16 protein-coding genes are annotated in these 17675 nt (G+C 72.5%); 8 read left to right on the top strand and 8 right to left on the bottom strand.

The features are described from left to right. The first annotated feature begins 74 nt into the window (after positions 1-74). From QBL25_RS14135 to QBL25_RS14125, 3 genes are all read left to right on the top strand, one after another. The gene (locus QBL25_RS14135) at positions 75-1574 is read left to right on the top strand and encodes an HtaA domain-containing protein (RefSeq protein ID WP_409057394.1); all 1500 of its coding nucleotides are present in this window, start codon (positions 75-77) and stop codon (positions 1572-1574) included. A 71-nt stretch (positions 1575-1645) separates the two neighbouring features. Beyond that, a complete protein-coding gene (locus QBL25_RS14130; protein WP_409057393.1) occupies positions 1646-3133 on the top strand; it encodes an HtaA domain-containing protein in 1488 nt (495 codons plus the stop codon). A gap of 18 nt (positions 3134-3151) precedes the next feature. After that, entirely contained in the window at positions 3152-3841 is a 690-nt protein-coding gene (locus QBL25_RS14125; protein ID WP_409057392.1) for a PhzF family phenazine biosynthesis protein, read from the top strand. Positions 3842-3871: 30 nt separating this feature from the next. Here QBL25_RS14125 and QBL25_RS14120 read toward each other — a convergent pair whose 3' ends face one another. Then, positions 3872-4528: a heme oxygenase (biliverdin-producing) gene (locus QBL25_RS14120; RefSeq protein ID WP_409057391.1), complete on the bottom strand. Its 657-nt coding sequence runs from the start codon at positions 4526-4528 to the stop codon at positions 3872-3874. Positions 4529-4680: 152 nt separating this feature from the next. Further along, complete coding sequence (map, locus tag QBL25_RS14115) at positions 4681-5538, bottom strand: type I methionyl aminopeptidase (protein WP_409057390.1); 858 nt, start codon at positions 5536-5538, stop codon at positions 4681-4683. 58 nt (positions 5539-5596) lie between these two features. Between map and QBL25_RS14110 the strand changes: the two genes are divergently transcribed. Then, on the top strand, positions 5597-5824 hold the full coding sequence (locus QBL25_RS14110) for a hypothetical protein (protein WP_409057389.1): 228 nt from the start codon (positions 5597-5599) through the stop codon (positions 5822-5824). A gap of 175 nt (positions 5825-5999) precedes the next feature. On the opposite strand, the gene QBL25_RS14105 is transcribed toward QBL25_RS14110, so the two are convergent. Beyond that, positions 6000-7265, bottom strand: coding sequence for an MFS transporter (locus QBL25_RS14105; protein ID WP_409057388.1), 1266 nt, complete (start codon positions 7263-7265; stop codon positions 6000-6002). Between the two features lie 83 nt (positions 7266-7348). Further along, complete coding sequence (locus QBL25_RS14100; RefSeq protein ID WP_409057387.1) at positions 7349-7963, bottom strand: hypothetical protein; 615 nt, start codon at positions 7961-7963, stop codon at positions 7349-7351. A gap of 79 nt (positions 7964-8042) precedes the next feature. Here QBL25_RS14100 and QBL25_RS14095 point away from each other — a divergent pair, with 79 nt between their 5' ends. The 3 genes from QBL25_RS14095 to QBL25_RS14085 all read left to right on the top strand — a co-directional run bounded on the left by QBL25_RS14095 (position 8043) and on the right by QBL25_RS14085 (position 10154). Further along, complete coding sequence (locus QBL25_RS14095; protein WP_409057386.1) at positions 8043-9131, top strand: exo-alpha-sialidase; 1089 nt, start codon at positions 8043-8045, stop codon at positions 9129-9131. Between the two features lie 37 nt (positions 9132-9168). Continuing rightward, the gene (npdG, locus tag QBL25_RS14090; RefSeq protein WP_409057385.1) at positions 9169-9873 is read left to right on the top strand and encodes an NADPH-dependent F420 reductase; all 705 of its coding nucleotides are present in this window, start codon (positions 9169-9171) and stop codon (positions 9871-9873) included. A 92-nt stretch (positions 9874-9965) separates the two neighbouring features. After that, positions 9966-10154 (top strand): hypothetical protein, encoded by a 189-nt coding sequence (locus tag QBL25_RS14085; protein WP_409057384.1) that lies wholly within the window; start codon positions 9966-9968, stop codon positions 10152-10154. On the opposite strand, the gene QBL25_RS14080 is transcribed toward QBL25_RS14085, so the two are convergent. Beyond that, complete coding sequence (locus QBL25_RS14080) at positions 10144-10947, bottom strand: site-2 protease family protein (RefSeq protein ID WP_409057383.1); 804 nt, start codon at positions 10945-10947, stop codon at positions 10144-10146. The two genes, QBL25_RS14085 and QBL25_RS14080, sit on opposite strands and share 11 nt — an antisense overlap. Positions 10948-11294: 347 nt before the next feature. Here QBL25_RS14080 and QBL25_RS14075 point away from each other — a divergent pair, with 347 nt between their 5' ends. Next, on the top strand, positions 11295-14651 hold the full coding sequence (locus QBL25_RS14075) for a BTAD domain-containing putative transcriptional regulator (RefSeq protein ID WP_409057382.1): 3357 nt from the start codon (positions 11295-11297) through the stop codon (positions 14649-14651). Between the two features lie 11 nt (positions 14652-14662). Here the strand turns inward: QBL25_RS14075 and QBL25_RS14070 are convergent, their stop codons facing one another. The 3 genes from QBL25_RS14070 to panB all read right to left on the bottom strand — a co-directional run bounded on the left by QBL25_RS14070 (position 14663) and on the right by panB (position 17594). Continuing rightward, complete coding sequence (locus QBL25_RS14070; protein WP_409057381.1) at positions 14663-15490, bottom strand: ABC transporter permease; 828 nt, start codon at positions 15488-15490, stop codon at positions 14663-14665. Then, positions 15487-16506, bottom strand: coding sequence for an ATP-binding cassette domain-containing protein (locus QBL25_RS14065; protein ID WP_409057380.1), 1020 nt, complete (start codon positions 16504-16506; stop codon positions 15487-15489). Before QBL25_RS14065 ends, QBL25_RS14070 begins: the two co-directional genes overlap by 4 nt. Before the next feature lie 197 nt (positions 16507-16703). Further along, positions 16704-17594 carry a 3-methyl-2-oxobutanoate hydroxymethyltransferase gene (gene panB / locus QBL25_RS14060; protein WP_409057379.1) on the bottom strand — a complete coding sequence of 297 codons (891 nt, stop codon included), beginning with the start codon at positions 17592-17594 and terminating at the stop codon, positions 16704-16706. Between the last annotated feature and the right edge of the window lie 81 nt (positions 17595-17675).

Here is a 17675-nt window from a genome sequence, read left to right as displayed (position 1 = left end):
TGGGTGAGGGTTCCAGTCGGAGTGATCGTAGTTTAGGTTAGCCTTACCTTATTGACCACACCCGGAGGGGTCCCATGTCGTCGTCCAGACAGGCGCGAGCCACCGCCCGTGCCGGAGCCGTGGCGGTGCTCACCGCACTCGTCGGAGCCCTGCTCCCCACGGCCGCCGCGCACGCCGAGGACCGCACGGTCCAGGGCGGACGGCTCGACTGGGGCATCAAATCCTCCTTCCAGAGCTACGTCACCGGGCCCATCGCGCAGGGGAGTTCCACCCTCCAGGGCGGCGCCGCCACGGTCGGCGGCAGCCAGTTCCGCTTCCACTCGGCGAAGGGTTCGTACGACCCGGACAGCGGGGCCTTCAGCGCCGGGTTCTCCGGGGGAGTGCACTTCCTGGGGCACAAGAAGGGCAGCTCGTACGAGCTCGACCTCACCATCAGCCGCCCCACGGTCAAGATCTCCGGCGGCTCGGGCACCCTCTACGCCGACATGCTCAGCAAGGAGAAGGGCACGGGCAAGGTCACGTCCAGCGCCCAGGTGCCGCTGGCGACCCTCGGCATGGCGGGCATCGACATGAAGGGCGGCTCGGGGCCGATCGCCCTCAGCAACCTCCCGGCGACGCTCACTTCGCAGGGCGCGAAGGCCTTCGCCGGGTACTACATGGCGGGCACCGAGCTGGACCGCGTGAGCCTGTCCACCGACCTCACTGCGGGGTCCGGCACCGGCGGCGCGTCGAAGAAGCCCTCGCCCGAGCCCTCGAAGAGCGCGGAGTCCGGCAAGAAGGCCAAGACCGGCCGGATCGAGGACGCCGCCGTCGACTGGGGCGTGCGCCGCACCTTCCGGGAGTACGTGACCGGCTCCATCGCCCGGGGCGAGTGGACACTCCGCGCCGGGGCCCAGGACGGGGGCGCGCTCTTCCGCTTCCCGCGGGGCAAGGGCACGTACGACGAGAAGAAGCAGCGCCTCGACGCGGACTTCGCGGGCACGGTCCGCTTCACCGGCGAGCACGGCCTCGACCTCGCCCTGAGCGAGGTCGCCGTCCGGGTGAAGGACGGCAAGGGCACGCTCTTCGCGGACGTCGACAGCAAGGGCTCGGGCGGCGCGGGATCAGGCGCCAAGGCCTCGGGCAAGAAGGGCGGCGAGGGCGTCACGCTCAAGAAGGCCCCGCTGGTCACCTTCCCGGCCAAGGACCTGAAGCCCGCCGACGGGCTCGTCTCCCTCACCGAAGTGCCCTGCGAGCTCACCGCCGACGGCGCCAAGGCGTTCGGCGGGATGTACAAGGCGGGCTCCGCCATGGACCCGCTCTCCCTCGCCGTCGCCCTCGACGCCGACGCGAAGCTGCCCGCGCTGCCGGACCTCGGCTCCTCCGCGAGCCCGGCACCGCAGGCGAAGAAGGCCGGACCGAAGGCGTCGGACTCGCCGACGACGCAGAACGCCGCCGACGCCTCCGACTCCTCGTCGCCCGCCGTGCCGATCGGCATCGGAGCGGGCGTGGCGGTCCTGCTCGCCGCGGCGGTCACGTTCGGCGTCGTGCGCAAGAAGCGCGCGGCGACGGACGCCACCGGCCCGGACTCCTGACCACCACCGCACCACCCCCCTTTCTCTTCACCTCTCTTCACCGTCACCTCTCTCCAAGGAGAAGACCGCCCATGGCCGCCACCCGCCGTCCCCTGACCCTCGCGGCAGCCGTCGCGACCGCCGTCGCACTCGGCGCGACCGCCCTGACCCTTCCGGCGCTCGCCGCCGACGGAGCCGCCGCGGCGGCTCCGAAGCTGGAGCTCAAGGACGGCACGCTCGACTGGGGCTTCAAGGAGTCCTTCCGCAAGTACGTCACCGGTGCCGCCGTCGGCAAGATCGAGGCCACGGACGGCGCCCAGCAGGCCGCCGGCAACGGGGTGTTCACCTTCACCGGCGGCACGGGGACCTACGACACCGGGACGCACGCCACGGACACCGCCTTCAAGGGCGGCGTCCGCTTCTCCTCCACGGCCCACCGTTTCGACATCAAGCTCTCCGACGTCAGGCTCCGCACCGAGGGCACGGGCGGCGCCATCAAGGCCGACGTCAGCCTCAACGGCGCCGTGCAGAACGACATAGACCTCGCCGAGCTCGACCTGACCGGCATCAGGCCCGGCCAGGGCGAGGGCGGCGCGATGACCTTCAAGGACATCCCGGCGACGCTGACGGCGGACGGCGCCAAGGCCTTCAACGGCATGTACAAGGAGGGCGACCAGCTCGACCCGGCCACGCTCTCGGTGAAGGCGGGCGGCGCCCCGACCGAGAAGCCGACACAGACGCCCGAGCCGACGGACAAGCCCACCGCGACGCCCAAGCCCACCCAGACCCCCAAGCCCACGGCCGAGCCCACCGCGACGCCGACGCCGACCGCCACGTCCGGCACCGAGAAGCCCGCGGGCGAGGTCCACGACGGCTCGCTCACCTGGGGCGTGAAGGAGAGCTTCCGCCGCTACATCGAGTCCGGCGGCGGCGCCACGCTCTCCGGCGGCGCCGAGAAGAACGACAGCGGCTACGACTTCCCGTACGCCGACGGCGACGTGGACAGCGAGGCGAAGAAGCTGAACGCGTCCTTCGGTGGCGCCGTCCGCTTCGCGTACAAGGCGCACGGCATCGACATGAAGTTCAGCGACATCAAGGTGGCGGCGGACGGCGCCAAGGGCACGCTGACCGTGGACGTCACCACGCCCCAGGGCACCAACAACGACGTGAGGTTCGCGACGCTCGACCTCTCCAAGGCGTCGTACGCGGCGAAGGACGACGTCGTCGTGCTCGACAAGGTGCCCGCGGCGTTCACCGCGGCCGGCGCCGAGCAGTTCGAGAGCGAGGACGCGCCGTCCAGCTACAAGGAGGGCGACGCGATCGACCCCGTGACGGTGGCGCTCTCGGTCGCCGAGGGCGCGAAGCTGCCGGACGGCGGCTCGACGGGCGGCTCGACCGGCTCCGGCACCACCGGTGGCGGTTCGGCCGCGCTCGGCGGCGGCACGGTGGGTGGCGGCACGGGGGGCTCGCTGGCCTCCACCGGCTCGTCGGTGCCGACGGGTGCGCTGCTCGGGACCGCGGGGGCGATCGTCGTCGCGGGCGCGGGAGCGGTCTTCGTGGCCCGGCGCCGCACTTCCTGAGGATGCTTCAATGCCCGGGTGACGGAACCACTTGAGGGACTCGACGTCCTGCGGGTCTTCTGCGGGCCCGACGGCCGGCACGGCAACGAACTGGGTGTCGTGCGCGACGGGACCCGCGTCCCCGGGCGGGACGAGCGGCAGGAGATCGCCGCGAAGCTCGGCTTCAGCGAGACGGTGTTCGTCGATGACCCCGAACGCGGGGTCATCGACATCTACACGCCCACCCTGCGGCTGCCCTTCGCGGGACACCCCTGCGTCGGCACGTCCTGGCTGCTCGACGTCCCCGAACTGGTCACGCCCGCAGGGGTGGTGGAGGCCCGCCAGGACGGGGAGTTCAACTGGATCGCGGCACGCCCCGAGTGGGCGCCGGGGCGGACCCTGCGCGCTTACGCGACCCCCGCCGAGGTGGACGCGCTGGACGTGCCGCCGCCGGGGGAGTGGATCTACGCCTGGGCGTGGCAGGACGAGGCCGCGGGGCGGGTACGCGCGCGGGCCTTCCCCGGCCGTGACGACGGCATCCGGGAGGACGAGGCCACCGGGGCGGCGGCGCTGCTCCTGTCCGCCCGGCTGGGCCGGGCGCTCAACATCACGCAGGGGCGCGGCTCGCAGATCCTCACGGCGCCGGGGCCCGGTGGAGTGATCGAGGTGGGCGGACGCGTACGCCAGACGCCGGACGGGCTGCGTTCCTTCGGCTCGTCCGGCGTCTGAGGGCGGGGTCCCCCGCGGGGGCGGCGGCTCTTAGGCGGAGAGGGGGAACTCGTCCCCCAGCTCACGGAAGACGGCCGTGTTCAGGGCGAAGGCGCGCTTGCACTCGTCCACGATCCGCTGCCGCTCCAGCTCGTCCGGGACGACCTCGCCCAGGCCGTCGAGCAGCTCGCGGTAGCCCCGCTTGAACGCGGCGGGGTTCGAGATCCCCTCGAAGACGTAGAACCGGACGCCGTCGCCCTTGCGGGCGAACCCCCAGGTCTGCTCCGCCTTGCCGCGGATGATCTGGCCGCCGGAGAGGTCGCCGAGGTAACGGGTGTAGTGGTGGGCGACATAACCGCCGGGCCATTCGCGGGCGCACTCCGCGACCCGGGCGGCGTACGCCTTGGTCGCCGGCAGGGGGGTCGCCTCGGTCTGCCAGCCCGCGCCCCGCAGGTGCGCGAGGTCCCGCTCCAGCTCGGTGACGCGGAGCAGCTCGGGCCGTATGAACGGTCCGGCGACCGGGTCGTCCTTCAGTGCGGCGGCGCCGTCCTCCAGGGCGCGGTACACGAACCACAGCTGTTCGGTGTAGCGCGCGTACGCGTCGACGCCGAGCCGGCCGCCGAGGAGGTCGCCCATGAACGTCGAGGTCTCCGCCTCCGTGTGCTGTTCGTGCGACGCGGTGCGGATGACCGTGGAGAACGGATCCATGAGGGACCTCCGAAGCCGAGGAAAGCGGATAACGCGAAAAATCCCGACGAAAGGCGGGAACCAGTGCGACCGCTACCGATCATCCAAGTTAGGCTTACCTAAGTCAACTGGTTCCCGACGTCCTGTCGGTAAAAACGCTACCCGCTCCGGGCTCAGGGAAGCGTGAGAATCTCGGTTCCGCTGTCGGTGACCACGAGAGTGTGCTCGAACTGCGCGGTGCGCTTGCGGTCCTTGGTCACCACGGTCCAGCCGTCCTCCCACATGTCGTACTCGTGCGTCCCCAGGGTCAGCATCGGCTCGATCGTGAACGTCATGCCGGGCTTGATCGTGGTCGTGGCGTGCGGGCTGTCGTAGTGCGGGACGATCAGGCCGGAGTGGAAGGACGTGTTGATGCCGTGGCCGGTGAAGTCACGGACGACGCCGTAACCGAAGCGCTTGGCGTACGACTCGATGACGCGGCCGATGATGTTGATCTGGCGGCCGGGCTTGACCGCCTTGATGGCGCGGTCGAGGGACTCCCGGGTGCGCTCGACGAGCAGCCTGGACTCCTCGTCGACGTCCCCGACCAGGTACGTGGCGTTGTTGTCGCCGTGCACCCCGCCGATGTACGCGGTGACGTCGAGATTGACGATGTCGCCGTCGTTCAGGACGGTCGAGTCCGGGATGCCGTGGCAGATGACCTCGTTCACGGAGGTGCACAGCGACTTCTTGAAGCCGCGGTAGCCGAGCGTGGAGGGGTAGGCGCCGTGGTCGCACATGTACGCGTGGGCGACGCGGTCCAGCTCATCGGTGGTCACCCCCGGCGCGATGTGCTTGGCGGCCTCGGCCATCGCGCGCGCGGCGATACGGCCCGCGGTGCGCATCAGCTCGATGGTCTCGGGGGTCTGCACCTCGGGCCCCGTGTACGGGGTGGGCGCGGGTTTCCCCACGTACTCCGGGCGCCTGATGTGGCCCGGAACGGGGCGGATGGGGGAGAGCTCCCCTGGGACGAGCAGTGACTGGCCAGACATGCCAGCGAGTCTAACCAGGGGTGGTGGGGCAGCATGGCGGGAGAGAGAGGAGCAGACCATGCCGCTGTTCAAGAGACGGACCGTCGGAAAACCGGGCGAGTGGTACTACTGCCTGGAGCACAAGAAGGTCGAGGAGGGCCCCGACTGTCCGGGCAAGGACCGCTTCGGGCCCTACGGCTCCCGCGAGGAGGCCCAGCACGCGATGGAGACCGCCGCCGAGCGGAACCTCGAATGGGAGACGGACCCGAAGTGGCACGACAAGGACGACAGGGGCGGCGGGGCCTGAGGGCTTGAGCCGCGGGGGAGCTTGAGCCGGCGAGGAGCGTGCGCCGGCGAGGAGCGTGAGCCGCGGGCCGGCCGGGACTGTCGCCCTGTCCCGCTGTCCTGTCCCGCCGCCGGGTCTGCCGTCCTGTCCCGCCGCCGGGCCCGCCGGGGTCGGCCGGCCCCTCCCGGGGGCGGTTTCACCCGGCGGTGGAGACCTCCCGGCGGCGTGCGGCGTCCTCGTCCGTGCTCGCGTCGTACGACAGGAGCTTCGGCAGGACCGCCGTCAGGGCGGCGACCGAGGCCACGCAGGCCAGGCCGCCGGACCAGACGGCGGTGCGGGTGCCCGTCCAGCCGGCGGCGGCCCCCGCGCGGACCTGGCCCAGCTGCGGGCCCACGCTGTAGGACAGCACCTCGATGCCGGCCAGCCTGCCCCGCAGCTCGTCCGGGATCGTCTGGTTCCAGATGGTGGAGCGGCCGAGCCCGCTGAGCATGTCGCCCGCGCCCGCCAGGGCCAGGCACACCAGGACCAGCCAGACGTTCCCGAACCACCCCGCCGCCGTGATCGCGAGCCCCCACCCGGCCGCGCCGAACACGACAAGCAGCCCGTGCCGCCGCACCCGTGAGGTCCACCCGCTGGTCAGGCTCAGCAGCAGCGAGCCGACCGCCCCCGCCGCGTACATCAGGCCGAGCGACCACTCCGCGTCCAGCTCCTCCGCGAGGAACGGGAAGATCGTGTTCGGCAAGGCGAAGAACATCGCGACCATGTCGATCGCGTACGTGCCGAGCAGCACCGGCCGCGACCACGCGTACCGCGCGCCTTCCGCGAGGCCCCGCAGCGACGGCTTCTCCGCGTCGTGCGCGGGAGGCGCGGGCGCGATGCGGGTGCACAGGGCGACGGAGACGGCGAAGGAGACCACCGTCACCGCGTACGCGGGGGCGTGCCCGGCGTAAGCCACGACCAGGCCCGCCAGCGCGGGGGCCGCGATCGCGCCGACGTTCCAGCGCAGGGAGTTGAGCGCCACGGCGGCGGTGAGGTGGTCGTGCGGGACGATACGGGCCATCAGGGCTTCCAGCGCGGGGCGTTGCAGCCCCGCGAGCGCGGCGACTCCTGCCGCGACCACGTACAGCGGCCACAGCAGGGGCTCGGGCAGCAGCGCGTTCACCAGGAGGACGGCCGCCAGCAGACCGAGGCCCGCCTCGGTCAAAAGGATCACCTTGCGCCGGTCGACGGCGTCGGCGAGCGCTCCGCCGTACAGCCCGAAGACGACCAGCGGGACCAGCTCGACCGCGCCCATCGCGCCGACGGCGAGCGGGGAGTCGGTGAGGTCCTTGATCTGGAGCGGCAGGGCGACCAGGGCCATGAAGCTGCCGAAGGTGGTGACGAGCCCCTGCACCCACAGCAACCGGAAGTCACGGGTGGAACGCCAGGGGGAGAGATCGGGCAGCACGGAGGAGATGGACACGAAAGCCCATGCTCAGCGGGACAAGACCCTCAGGGCAACTGATTTCTCCCGGCGGGACGCCTGCCCCCACCGGGGGCAGGAGGTCACCACCGGGCCGGTGGTGGGGACGTCAGCTGGTCGGCCAGGCGGGAGAGGCGGTCACGGAGACGGCGGCGGCCCCGCGCCGCGGGCAGCGAGTTCTCCCCGGCCGCCGCGCTCACCAGGTGCTGCACCATGTCCAGGTCGAGCTCTGGCGACTCGGGCACGGCCAGCGCCTCGTGCGCCAGGGCCCCGAGATCCCCGTCCCCCGACCCGAGGGCCAGCACCGTGGCCCCCGCCGCACGCGCGTCGTGCACCCGCTCCAGCAGCTGCGCCCCCGGCGCCCCCGCGGGCGAGTCCGGCGCCACCACGAGCAGGGTCTCCCCGCGCCGCGCCGCCTCGATCCGGCCGAGCCCCGTCGACAGATGCGCGGGATCACCCTCCCGCACCCGGTGCCGTACGAGCGTGGGCGTCAGTTCGGGCGTCCCGGACCACGCCGCCTCGTCCACGAGATGCGCGGCCAGGTGCCACGGCTCGTACTCCTCTGTGCCCACGAGCAGCAGCCCGCCCCCGTGCGGCACCACGGAGGACCGCAGCGTCCCCGCGAAGCGGCGCGTCGCGCCCACCCACTCGGTTCCCGCGAGCACTTCGCGCAGCAGCGCGACCCGTACGGCGTCCATGCGGTCGCATCCTGCCTCAACCGGCGAGTCGTCAGGCGGAGTTCACCGGGATTTCGCCCGGGCTGGGGACAGGCCGGAGATGGCTGATGAGACAAGCGTTCCCTTCCGTGCCGGCCGCGAGGGCTACGCGAGCTTCCGGATCCCCGCCGTCGTCCGCTCCGCCGCCGGCACCCTGCTGGCCTTCTGCGAAGGAAGAGTCGGCTCGCAGGCCGACTTCGGCAACATCGACGTCGTACTGAAACGGTCCGCCGACGGCGGCCGCACCTGGGGGCCGCTCCAGGTCGCCGTCCAGAACGGCGCCAACCTCGCGGGCAACCCCGCCCCCGTCGTCCTCGACACCGGCCGCATCCTCCTCGTCCACGTCCGCAACGCCGCCGCAGCGACCGAGGACGCCATCCGGCGCGGCACGGTCTCCGCCGCGAACGGCCGGCGGATCTGGGTGCGGCACAGCGACGACGACGGGCTGACCTGGTCGACGGCCAGAGAGATCACCGGGCAGGTGAAGAAGGCGAACTGGCGGTGGTACGCCACCACGCCCGGCCACGCGATCCAGCTGACCGGCGGTCCCGCGAGCGGCCGGGTCGTCGTGCCCGCCAACCACTCCCTGCCCCCCACCGGCACGGACGACGGCACCGAGGGCAAGTACAACGGCGGCCACTGCCTGCTCAGCGACGACCGCGGCCAGACGTGGCGCATCGGCTACGTCGACGACAACACCGACGGCTACGTGAACGTGAACGAGACCACCGCGGCCGAACTCCCCGACGGGCGGATCTACTTCAACACCCGCAACGACTCGCCGTCCCCCGGCACCCGCGCCGACGCGTACTCCCGCGACGGCGGCCAGAAGCTGCTCAAGCCCTTCCGGCCGCAGGCCGGCCTCGTCGGACCGGTCGTCGAGTGCAGCGTCCTCCAGCTGCGCACGCCGGACGTCCTGCTCTTCTCCGGCCCCGCCGACCCCGGCTTCCGCGCCCTGATGACCGTGCGCCGCAGCCGCGACGGAGGTGTCACCTGGCAGGACGCGTACACCGTGGACGGGCTGCCCGCCGCGTACTCCGATCTCGTCCGCGTCGACGAGGCGACGGTCGGACTCCTCCACGAGACGGGGGACTTCGGCGCGTACGAGACGATCACCTTCCGGCGGATACCCGTGGAGGCCCTGGTCTGACGCGGACGGTGACCGGGCGGTGAGTAAGGTCGGCCGCATGACCTCTAACGACAGTGTGCAGAAGCCTCCGGCCAAGGATCCCTGGGAGCTGCCCGACGTCTCCGGGCTCGTCGTCGGCGTGCTCGGCGGCACCGGCGACCAGGGCCGGGGCCTCGCCTACCGCCTGGCCCGCGCCGGCCAGAAGGTGATCATCGGCTCGCGTGCGGCCGAGCGCGCGCGGGCCGCCGCCGACGAGCTGGGCCTCGGCGTCGAGGGCGCCGAGAACGCCGAGTGCGCGCGGCGCAGCGACATCGTGATCGTCGCCGTGCCGTGGGACGGGCACGGCAAGACCCTGGAGGCGCTGCGCGAGGAGCTGAGCGGCAAGCTCGTCGTCGACTGCGTGAACCCGCTCGGCTTCGACAAGAAGGGCGCCTACGCCCTGAAGCCCGAGGAGGGCAGCGCCGCCGAGCAGGCCGCCGCCCTGCTGCCGGACTCCCGGGTCACGGCGGCTTTCCACCACCTGTCGGCGGTGCTGCTCCAGGACGAGTCCGTCGAGGAGATCGACACCGACGTGATGGTCCTCGGCGAGGCCCGCGCCGACACGGACGTCGTCCAGGCGCTGGCCGCGCGGATCCCCGGGATGCGGGGCGTCTTCGCGGGACGCCTGCGCAACGCGCACCAGGTCGAGTCCCTGGTCGCCAACCTGATCTCCGTGAACCGGCGCTACAAGGCGCACGCGGGGCTTCGCGTGACCGACGTCTAGGACGTAGCGGGCATGGGGGACACTGGTGGCGGACACCGCCGCGCGCGGCGCCCGCCAGCCAGCGGACCTACCCCCGACAGGAGCCGACCCCCATGCCCCGCCTCGCTCTCTACGCCCTCACGGTCTGCGCCCTCGCCGTCGCGGCGGCCGTGGTCTCCTTCGTCCAGGGCTACTGGATCGGCGTCATCTGGGTGCTGCTCGCCGGGCTGTCCTCGAACATGGCGTGGTACTACCTGCGCCGCGCGAAGGCAGAGCGGAACACGGGCGCCCCTACGGGTTGAGCGTGCAGTACTGGCTGGGGTCGCCGTCCCAGAAGCGGTAGAAGTCCTGACCGCAGTAGGTCTCCAGGTCACCCACGCCGAGCCCCCGCAAGAGCGCGTCGACCGCGTCGAAGAAGGCGCCGTTCACCTCCGGGATCCACAGGATGCCGAAGACGGCGATCAGGCCGAAGGGCGCGAACGGCTCCACCTGGCGCCGGATCTTGTACGAGAGCCAGGGCTCAAGGACGCCGTAGCCGTCCAGGCCCGGGATGGGCAGCGAGTTCAGGATCGCGGCCGTCACCTGGAGCAGGGCCAGGAAGGCGAGCGCGAAGCGGAAGACGTCCGGGACGCCGGAGAGCGCGTCGAGCCAGAACGGCGCGGTGCAGACGACCGCGAAGAGCACGTTCGTGAGGGGGCCCGCCGCCGAGATCAGGCTGTGCTTCCACTTGCCGTGGATGCGGCCCCGCTCGATGAAGACCGCGCCACCGGGCAGACCGATCCCGCCCATGATCACGAAGAGCACCGGAAGCACGATGCTGAGCAGCGCGTGCGTGTACTTCAGCGGGTTCAGGGTGAGATAGCCCTTCGCGCCCACGGAGATGTCGCCGCTGTGCAGGGCGGTGCGGGCGTGCGCGTACTCGTGCAGGCAGAGCGAGACGATCCAGGCCGCCGTCACGAAGAGGAAGACCGCGAGCCCGGGATTGTCCGCGAATCCCGTCCATGCGGCCCAGCCGGAGACCGCGGTGACGGCGGCGATCCCGAGGAAGACGGGGCTGATCCGCCGGTCGCTGCTGCGGGTGGGAGCGGTGGTCATGGCGCGGGGCTCCTGGAGGTGGCGGGCCGGTTGTCGTACGGGACCGTACCCCGGCGTACGGCTAAAACGTCTCGCACTCGGCAGGGAGTTCCGGGGAGGGTGGGGGCATGGCGCTGGGGAACGTGACGGACGACGACCGGGAGAGGGAGGACCGGGGGGCATCGTTCTCGACGGGGCAGAAGACGGCGGGGGAGGCGGTGGCGCCGGACGCGGTGCGGTCCGGACACGGCATGCCCGGCGGTCCGCCCCGTCCCCCGGGCGAGGACGGCCGTGGCCCGGTCGGTGCTCCCCCGCGGGATCCGGCCCGGCCCAGCGCCCCGTGCAGCCGTCCGCCTACTCCGGAGACAATGGACCCCGTGCGCTATCGCATTCTCGGCACCACCCAGGCCTTTCACGCCGACGGCATCCCCATAGCCGTCGGCGGTTCACGGCTGCGCGCTCTCCTGACGGTCCTCGCCCTGCGCGTCCCGCGGGCCGTCCCGGCGGCCGTGCTCGTCGACGAGGTGTGGGGCGGGGACCCGCCGGCCGACGCGACCGGCGCGCTACAGGCCCTGGTGGGCCGGCTGCGGCGGGCCGTCGGCGCCGACGCGATCGCCTCGCAGGACGGCGGCTACCGGCTGTGCGCCGCCCCGGACGACGTCGACCTGCACCGCTTCGACCGCCTCGCGGCCGAGGGCGCCGACGCCCTCGGGGACGGCGACGCGGCCAAGGCCGCGGCCGTCCTGGACGACGCGCTGGCCCTCTGGCAGGGCCCCGCGCTCGCCGACCTGCCGGACCGCACGGCCGACGCGGCCCGCTGGGAGTCCCGCCGCCTGGAGGCCCGCCGCGCCCGGCTCGCCGCGGCGCTCGCCCTCGGGCGGGCCGAGCAGATCCTGCCCGAACTCGCCGCCCTGTGCGACGCCCACCCCCTGGACGAGCCGCTCCAGGCCCTGCGGCTGCGGGCCCTGCGCGACGCGGGCCGCCCGGCGCAGGCCCTCGCCGCGTACGACGAGGTGCGCACCCTCATCGCCGAGCGCATCGGAGCCGATCCGGGGCCCGAACTCCGTGCCCTGTACGAGGAGTTGCTGCGGGCGGACACCACGCCACCGGCGGCTCCCGCCCGGACCCGGCCGCCCCGGAGACCGCAGGGCAACCTGCGGGCCAGGCTCACCTCCTTCGTCGGCCGCGAGGACGACATCGAGGCCATCCGCGGCGACCTCGCGCGGGCCCGCCTCGTCACGCTCCTTGGGCCCGGCGGCGCCGGGAAGACACGGCTCTCGCAGGAGGCCGCGGAGGCCCATGCCGAGGGCGTGCCCGACGGCGTGTGGCTGGCCGAACTCGCGCCGGTCGAGGACCCGGACGCGGTGCCGGAAGCGGTCCTGACCGCGCTCGGCGCCCGCGAGACGGTGCTGCGCGGCGCGGGCGCCGAAGAGCTGCGCGCGGTGTCGGAGCGGCACGGCGACGACCCGGTGCTCCGCCTCACCGAGCACTGCGCGCCCCGCCGCATGCTCCTGATCCTCGACAACTGCGAGCACGTCATCGACGCCGCGGCCCACCTCGCCGACCGGCTCCTCGCCCACTGCCCCGGCCTCACCGTCCTGGCCACCAGCCGTGAACCCCTGGGCGTACCGGGCGAGTTGCTGCACCCCGTGGAACCGCTGCCGGAGCCGATCGCGCTGCGCCTGCTCGCGGACCGCGGCGCCGCGGCCCGCCCCGGCTTCCGCGTCGCGGACGACCCGGCGGCGGCAGCCGAGATCTGCCGGCGCCTCGACGGCCTGCCGCTCGCCATCGAACTGGCCGCGGCCCGGCTGCGCATGCTCACCCCCCGGCAGATCGCCGACCGCCTCGACGACCGCTTCCGCCTCCTGACGAACGGCGCCCGCACGGTCCTGCCCCGCCAGCAGACCCTGCGCGCGGTCGTCGACTGGTCCTGGGACCTCCTGGACACCGCCGAGCGCACCGTCCTGCGCCGCCTCGCCGTCTTCGCGGGCGGCTGCGACCTGGCCGCGGCCGAGGAGGTGTGCGGGGCCACGGCCGAGTCCGCCGGGACCGGTGACCCGGCGGGACCGCGGCCCCCTGACGCCGCCGACGTCGCCGGCGTCCTCGGGTCCCTGGTCGACAAGTCCCTCGTCGTCGCCGCCCCTTCGCCGCAGGGCGTCATGCGCTACCGGCTCCTCGAAACCGTGGGCGAGTACGCGGGGGAGCGGCTCGACGACGCGGGGGACCGTGAGGCCGCCGAGCGGGCCCACCTCGGCTACTTCCGCGAGCTGGCCCGGCTGACCGAGCCGCGCCTGCGGGGCGGCGGCCAGCGGGAGGCCGTCGAACGCCTGGAGGTCGAGTACGAGAACCTGCGCACCGCCCTGCGGCACGCCGTCGCCGCCAAGGAGGAGCAGGAGGCGCTCTGCCTGGTCCTCTCCCTGTCCTGGTACTGGACCATCCGCGATCTGCGCGTCGAGATCCGCAACTGGTCCCGTGACGTCGTCGCCCTGGGCCCCGACCCCTTCGCGCGTCCCGTGACCCCGGTGGAACCCCTCTACGAACGCTGCACGGACAACCCGCCGCCCATGCGCCCCGAAGTGCTCCAGGAGGCCCGGCGCGGCGTCCACCTCATCCAGCTCTCCTGCATGGACATGAACCTGGAGGCCTGGCACACACCGGAGTCCGTCGAGAAACTCGCGGGCATCAGGGAGGCGTACCGACCGGGCCTGCCGCAGACCTGCTGGTCGCCGGGGAGCCTGTGGTTCTTCGCGGTGCTGCTCGACGGCGACATCGACCAGCTGCACCACATCATCGACGCGACGATCGCCACCTGCCGCGAGCGGGGGTACGACTGGGAGCTCGCCGCGTCCTTGCAGCAGCGCGCCAACATCCTCGCCAACCGCGCCGACCGGGCGGGCGACGCACGCCGTGACGCCGACGAATCCCTGGAGATCTTCACCCGGCTCGGCGATGTGTGGGGCATGGCCGAGGCGCTCTCCTCGCGCGGCGAGGCCCATGAGCGCCGTGGCCGGTACACCCTGGCCGCTGAGGACTTCGGCGCCGCCATCGAGCACGCGGAGCGGCTCGGCGCCCCCGCGCAGGCGAGCGTGCTCACGGCCCGGCTCGGGGCGGTGCTGGCCGAGGCGGGCGAACTGGCCAGGGGCGAGGAGCTGCTCTGGGCGGTCATGGAGCGGGACGGCGTGACCAGCAGCAACGGCGAGTCCATGCCCGCCGCCCGCTTCTTCCTCGTCGACCTACTCACCCGCACCGGCCGCACGGTCGAGGCGCGTGAACAACTCCGGCTGCTCCAGGAGGAGTTCAAGGCCGTCGATTTCGTCATCTTCGAGGGTTTCATGCTGGGGGCCCAGGCCTGGATCGACACCGTGGAGGGCCGGAACGCCGAGGCGCTCGCCACGGCGCGCGCCGCACTCGACAAGTCCCTGGATCCGCTCAGCAAGATGATGGCGCCGCAGATGACCTCCGTTCATCTCACCACCGCCGCCCGCGCCTTGGCCGCGCTCGACGGCGGCCGGTACGCCGCTGACGCGGCGCGGATGGTCGCGGCCGCCGACCGTGAGCTGCCGACCGGCCACTTCGCGCCCGCCGCGGAGCGCGAGATCCGCACGGCCGCCGTGGAGTCGGCGCGCGGGGCACTGGGTGACACCGCGTACGAGGCCGCGTACGCGGAAGGCGGCGGCCTCTCCGTGGAGGAGGCCGCCGCCCTCTGCGACCGGTACATCGGCTGACCGGCCCGTGCTCAGTTCTTGGTGCGGAACTTGTGGATGGCGATCGGTGCCATCGTCAGGGTGAGCACCGCCGACCAGGCGACCGTGACCCAGACGTCGTGCGCCACCGGGCCGCCCACCATGAGGCCGCGCGCGGAGTCCGCGAGCGCGGACAGCGGGTTGTAGTCGGTGAAGCCCTGGAGCCAGCCCGGCATCGACTGCGTCGGCGCGAAGATCGACGAACCGAACTGCAACGGCATCAGGACCAGGAAGCCCATCGCCTGCACGGACTGGGCGCTCTTCATCGTCACGCCGAGGACCAGGAAGATCCACATGATCGACGTGCCGAACAGCGCGGAGAGACCCACGGCGGCGAACAGGCCGCCCCAGTTCGTGATGTCGAAGCCGACGAGGACTCCGACGATCATCATGATCGTCGTCGCGATGAGCAGCCGCATCAGCTCCACCACGATCTTGGCGAAGAGCACCGAGCCCTGGCCGATCGGCAGGGTGCGGAAACGGTCCATGATGCCGTTCTGGAAGTCCTGGTTGAAGCCGGTGCCGACGGCCATGGCGATGTTCATGCTCATCATCGCCATCATGCCGGGGACCACGTACTGCACGTACTGGTCCTGACCGCCGCCCAGGGCCTGGCCGATGGAGCCGCCGAAGACGTACACGAACAGGAGCGTGAAGACGATCGGCATCAGGACCGCGTCGAACATCGACTCCGGGTCCTGGCGGATCCACAGGAGGTTGCGGCGGACCAGGGCGCCGGTGTGGCGCACGTGGTCGCGCAGACCGATGCGGGCGTCGGCCTCTCCGGTGTGGAGGGGCTGCGTGAGAGTGGCGCTGCTCATACGGCGACCTCCTCGAGTTCGGGGCGGGCGTCCTGCGGGGCGCTGGCCTTGTGACCGGTGATGGAGAGGAACACCTCGTCCAGGCTGGGCAGTTCGGTGCTGATCGAGGCGACCGTGATGCCGCGCGCGGTGACCGCGCCGACCACGGCGGTGAGCTGCTCGTCGCTGAGGATCGGCACCAGGACCGTGCCGGACTCGGCGTCCACCGTGGAGGTGGCGAGGCCGGTCAGGCCCATCTCGTCGAGCGCTGCGGCCAGCGGGCGCAGCTCCAGCGGATCGGCCGGGCGGATGCGCAGGGTGCGGCCGCCGACCTTCGCCTTGAGCTCGTCGATGCCGCCGTTGGCGATGACCTTGCCGCGGTCGATGACGGTCAGCTCGGAGGCCAGCTGCTCGGCCTCCTCCATGTACTGCGTGGTGAGCAGCACGGTGACGCCGTCGGTGACCATGCGCTTGACCTCGGCCCACACCTCGTTGCGGGTGCGGGGGTCGAGGCCGGTGGTCGGCTCGTCCAGGTAGAGCACGGAGGGGCTGCCGATCATCGACGCCGCGAGGTCGAGGCGGCGGCGCATGCCGCCGGAGTACGTCTTGGCGGGGCGGGCCGCCGCCTCGGTGAGCGAGAACCGCTCCAGGAGGGCGTCCGCCTTCGACCTGGCCTCCTTGCGGGAGAGGTCGAGGAGCCGGCCGATCATGTACAGGTTCTCGCGGCCGGAGAGCTTCTCGTCCACGGCCGCGTACTGCCCGGTGAGGCCTATGACCCGGCGGAGCTGGCGGGGCTGCTTCACGACGTCGTACCCGGCCACGAAGGCCGAGCCCGAGTCCGGGACGACGAGCGTGGAGAGGCAGCGGACGAGGGTGGTCTTGCCGGCGCCGTTCGGGCCGAGCACGCCGAGGACGGTGCCTTCGCGTACGTCGAGGTCCACGCCGTCCAGTGCTTTGGTCTCGCCGTAGTGCTTGACCAGTCCCCTCACGGTGACGGCGCTTCCGGCGCCGCCGGGGATGTCGTTGATTCGCGTCATGCCAGAAGAGTGACAGCACCCACCGACAAACCACCGACAGAGCACCGACAGCCGGTCCGCCCCGGGCCTCCCGCCCCCGGCCGCGGTCCGCGGCCGGGAAAGCGGACAGCCCGCCGATGGGGGAAGTCGACGGGCTGCCGGTGGTGCCGTGGTGGAATCGGGGGTCGGGACGGGAGCCGTCCGGCCGGGTCAGACGATCAGTGGACCGAGTGCTCGGCGGCCGGGAACGTCCCGCCCACCACGTCCTGCGCGAACGCCTTGGCCGCGCCGCTCATCACGCCCCGCAGATCCGCGTACTGCTTCACGAAGCGCGGCATCTTGCCGCCGGTGAGGCCCAGCATGTCCGTCCAGACCAGGACCTGCGCGTCGCAGGCCGCGCCCGCGCCGATCCCGACCGTCGGAATGTGCAGGGAGCGGGTGACCTCGGCCGCCAGCTCCGCGGGCACCAGTTCGAGGACCACCGCGAACGCGCCCGCGTCCTGTGCGGCCTTCGCGTCGCTCAGGAGGCGGTGGGCCGCCTCGTCGCCGCGCCCCTGGACGCGGTAGCCCATGGTGTTCACGGACTGCGGCGTGAGCCCGAGGTGGGACATGACGGGGATGCCGGAGGAGACGATCAGCTCGGTCTGGGGGAGCGAGCGCTCGCCGCCCTCCAGCTTCACCGCGCCGACCCCGGCCTCCTTCACCAGGCGCGTCGCCGAGCGAAGGGCCTGGACCGGGCCTTCCTGGTACGACCCGAAGGGCAGGTCACCGACGATCAGGGCACGCGACGTGCCCCGTACGACGGCGGCCGACAGCATGGTCATCTCGTCGAGGGTGACGGGGACGGTCGTCTCGTACCCGAGGTGGCAGTTGCCCGCCGAGTCGCCGACCAGCATCACGGGGATGCCGGCCTCGTCGAACACGGAGGCGGTCATCGCGTCGTACGCGGTGAGCATGGGCCACTTCTCGCCCCGCTCCTTGGCGGCGGTGATGTCCCGGACGGTGATGCGGCGAGTGCTCTTGCCGCCGTACAGCGCCTTGCTGCTGTCGGCGGGCCGGCTCGCGGCGGGACCCGCAGGCTGGTTCTGGGCAGCCGAAAGTTGCGTCATCGCAACGGCTCCTTCTCTCATCTCGAGGCGCCCTGACGGCGTCCCCGGATCACCTCCATGGTGGCATCGCGTGCCGCCCGT

The organism is Streptomyces sp. SYP-A7185 (genome assembly GCF_046103685.1).
GTDB lineage: Bacteria > Actinomycetota > Actinomycetes > Streptomycetales > Streptomycetaceae > Streptomyces.
The sequence above is the reverse complement of the archived record's forward strand: the minus strand, read 5'-3'. Positions and strand labels throughout refer to the sequence as shown.

Coding starts and splice junctions, on each gene's coding strand:
- QBL25_RS14075 (WP_409057382.1), top strand. CDS start 11,295: ATGGACCCCGTGCGCTATCGCATTCTCGGCACCACCCAGGCCTTTCAC.
- map (WP_409057390.1), bottom strand. CDS start 5,538: ATGTCTGGCCAGTCACTGCTCGTCCCAGGGGAGCTCTCCCCCATCCGC.
- QBL25_RS14095 (WP_409057386.1), top strand. CDS start 8,043: ATGGCTGATGAGACAAGCGTTCCCTTCCGTGCCGGCCGCGAGGGCTAC.
- npdG (WP_409057385.1), top strand. CDS start 9,169: ATGACCTCTAACGACAGTGTGCAGAAGCCTCCGGCCAAGGATCCCTGG.
- QBL25_RS14135 (WP_409057394.1), top strand. CDS start 75: ATGTCGTCGTCCAGACAGGCGCGAGCCACCGCCCGTGCCGGAGCCGTG.
- QBL25_RS14120 (WP_409057391.1), bottom strand. CDS start 4,528: ATGGATCCGTTCTCCACGGTCATCCGCACCGCGTCGCACGAACAGCAC.
- QBL25_RS14080 (WP_409057383.1), bottom strand. CDS start 10,947: ATGACCACCGCTCCCACCCGCAGCAGCGACCGGCGGATCAGCCCCGTC.
- QBL25_RS14130 (WP_409057393.1), top strand. CDS start 1,646: ATGGCCGCCACCCGCCGTCCCCTGACCCTCGCGGCAGCCGTCGCGACC.
- QBL25_RS14070 (WP_409057381.1), bottom strand. CDS start 15,490: ATGAGCAGCGCCACTCTCACGCAGCCCCTCCACACCGGAGAGGCCGAC.
- QBL25_RS14085 (WP_409057384.1), top strand. CDS start 9,966: ATGCCCCGCCTCGCTCTCTACGCCCTCACGGTCTGCGCCCTCGCCGTC.
- QBL25_RS14065 (WP_409057380.1), bottom strand. CDS start 16,506: ATGACGCGAATCAACGACATCCCCGGCGGCGCCGGAAGCGCCGTCACC.
- QBL25_RS14100 (WP_409057387.1), bottom strand. CDS start 7,963: ATGGACGCCGTACGGGTCGCGCTGCTGCGCGAAGTGCTCGCGGGAACC.
- panB (WP_409057379.1), bottom strand. CDS start 17,594: ATGACGCAACTTTCGGCTGCCCAGAACCAGCCTGCGGGTCCCGCCGCG.
- QBL25_RS14110 (WP_409057389.1), top strand. CDS start 5,597: ATGCCGCTGTTCAAGAGACGGACCGTCGGAAAACCGGGCGAGTGGTAC.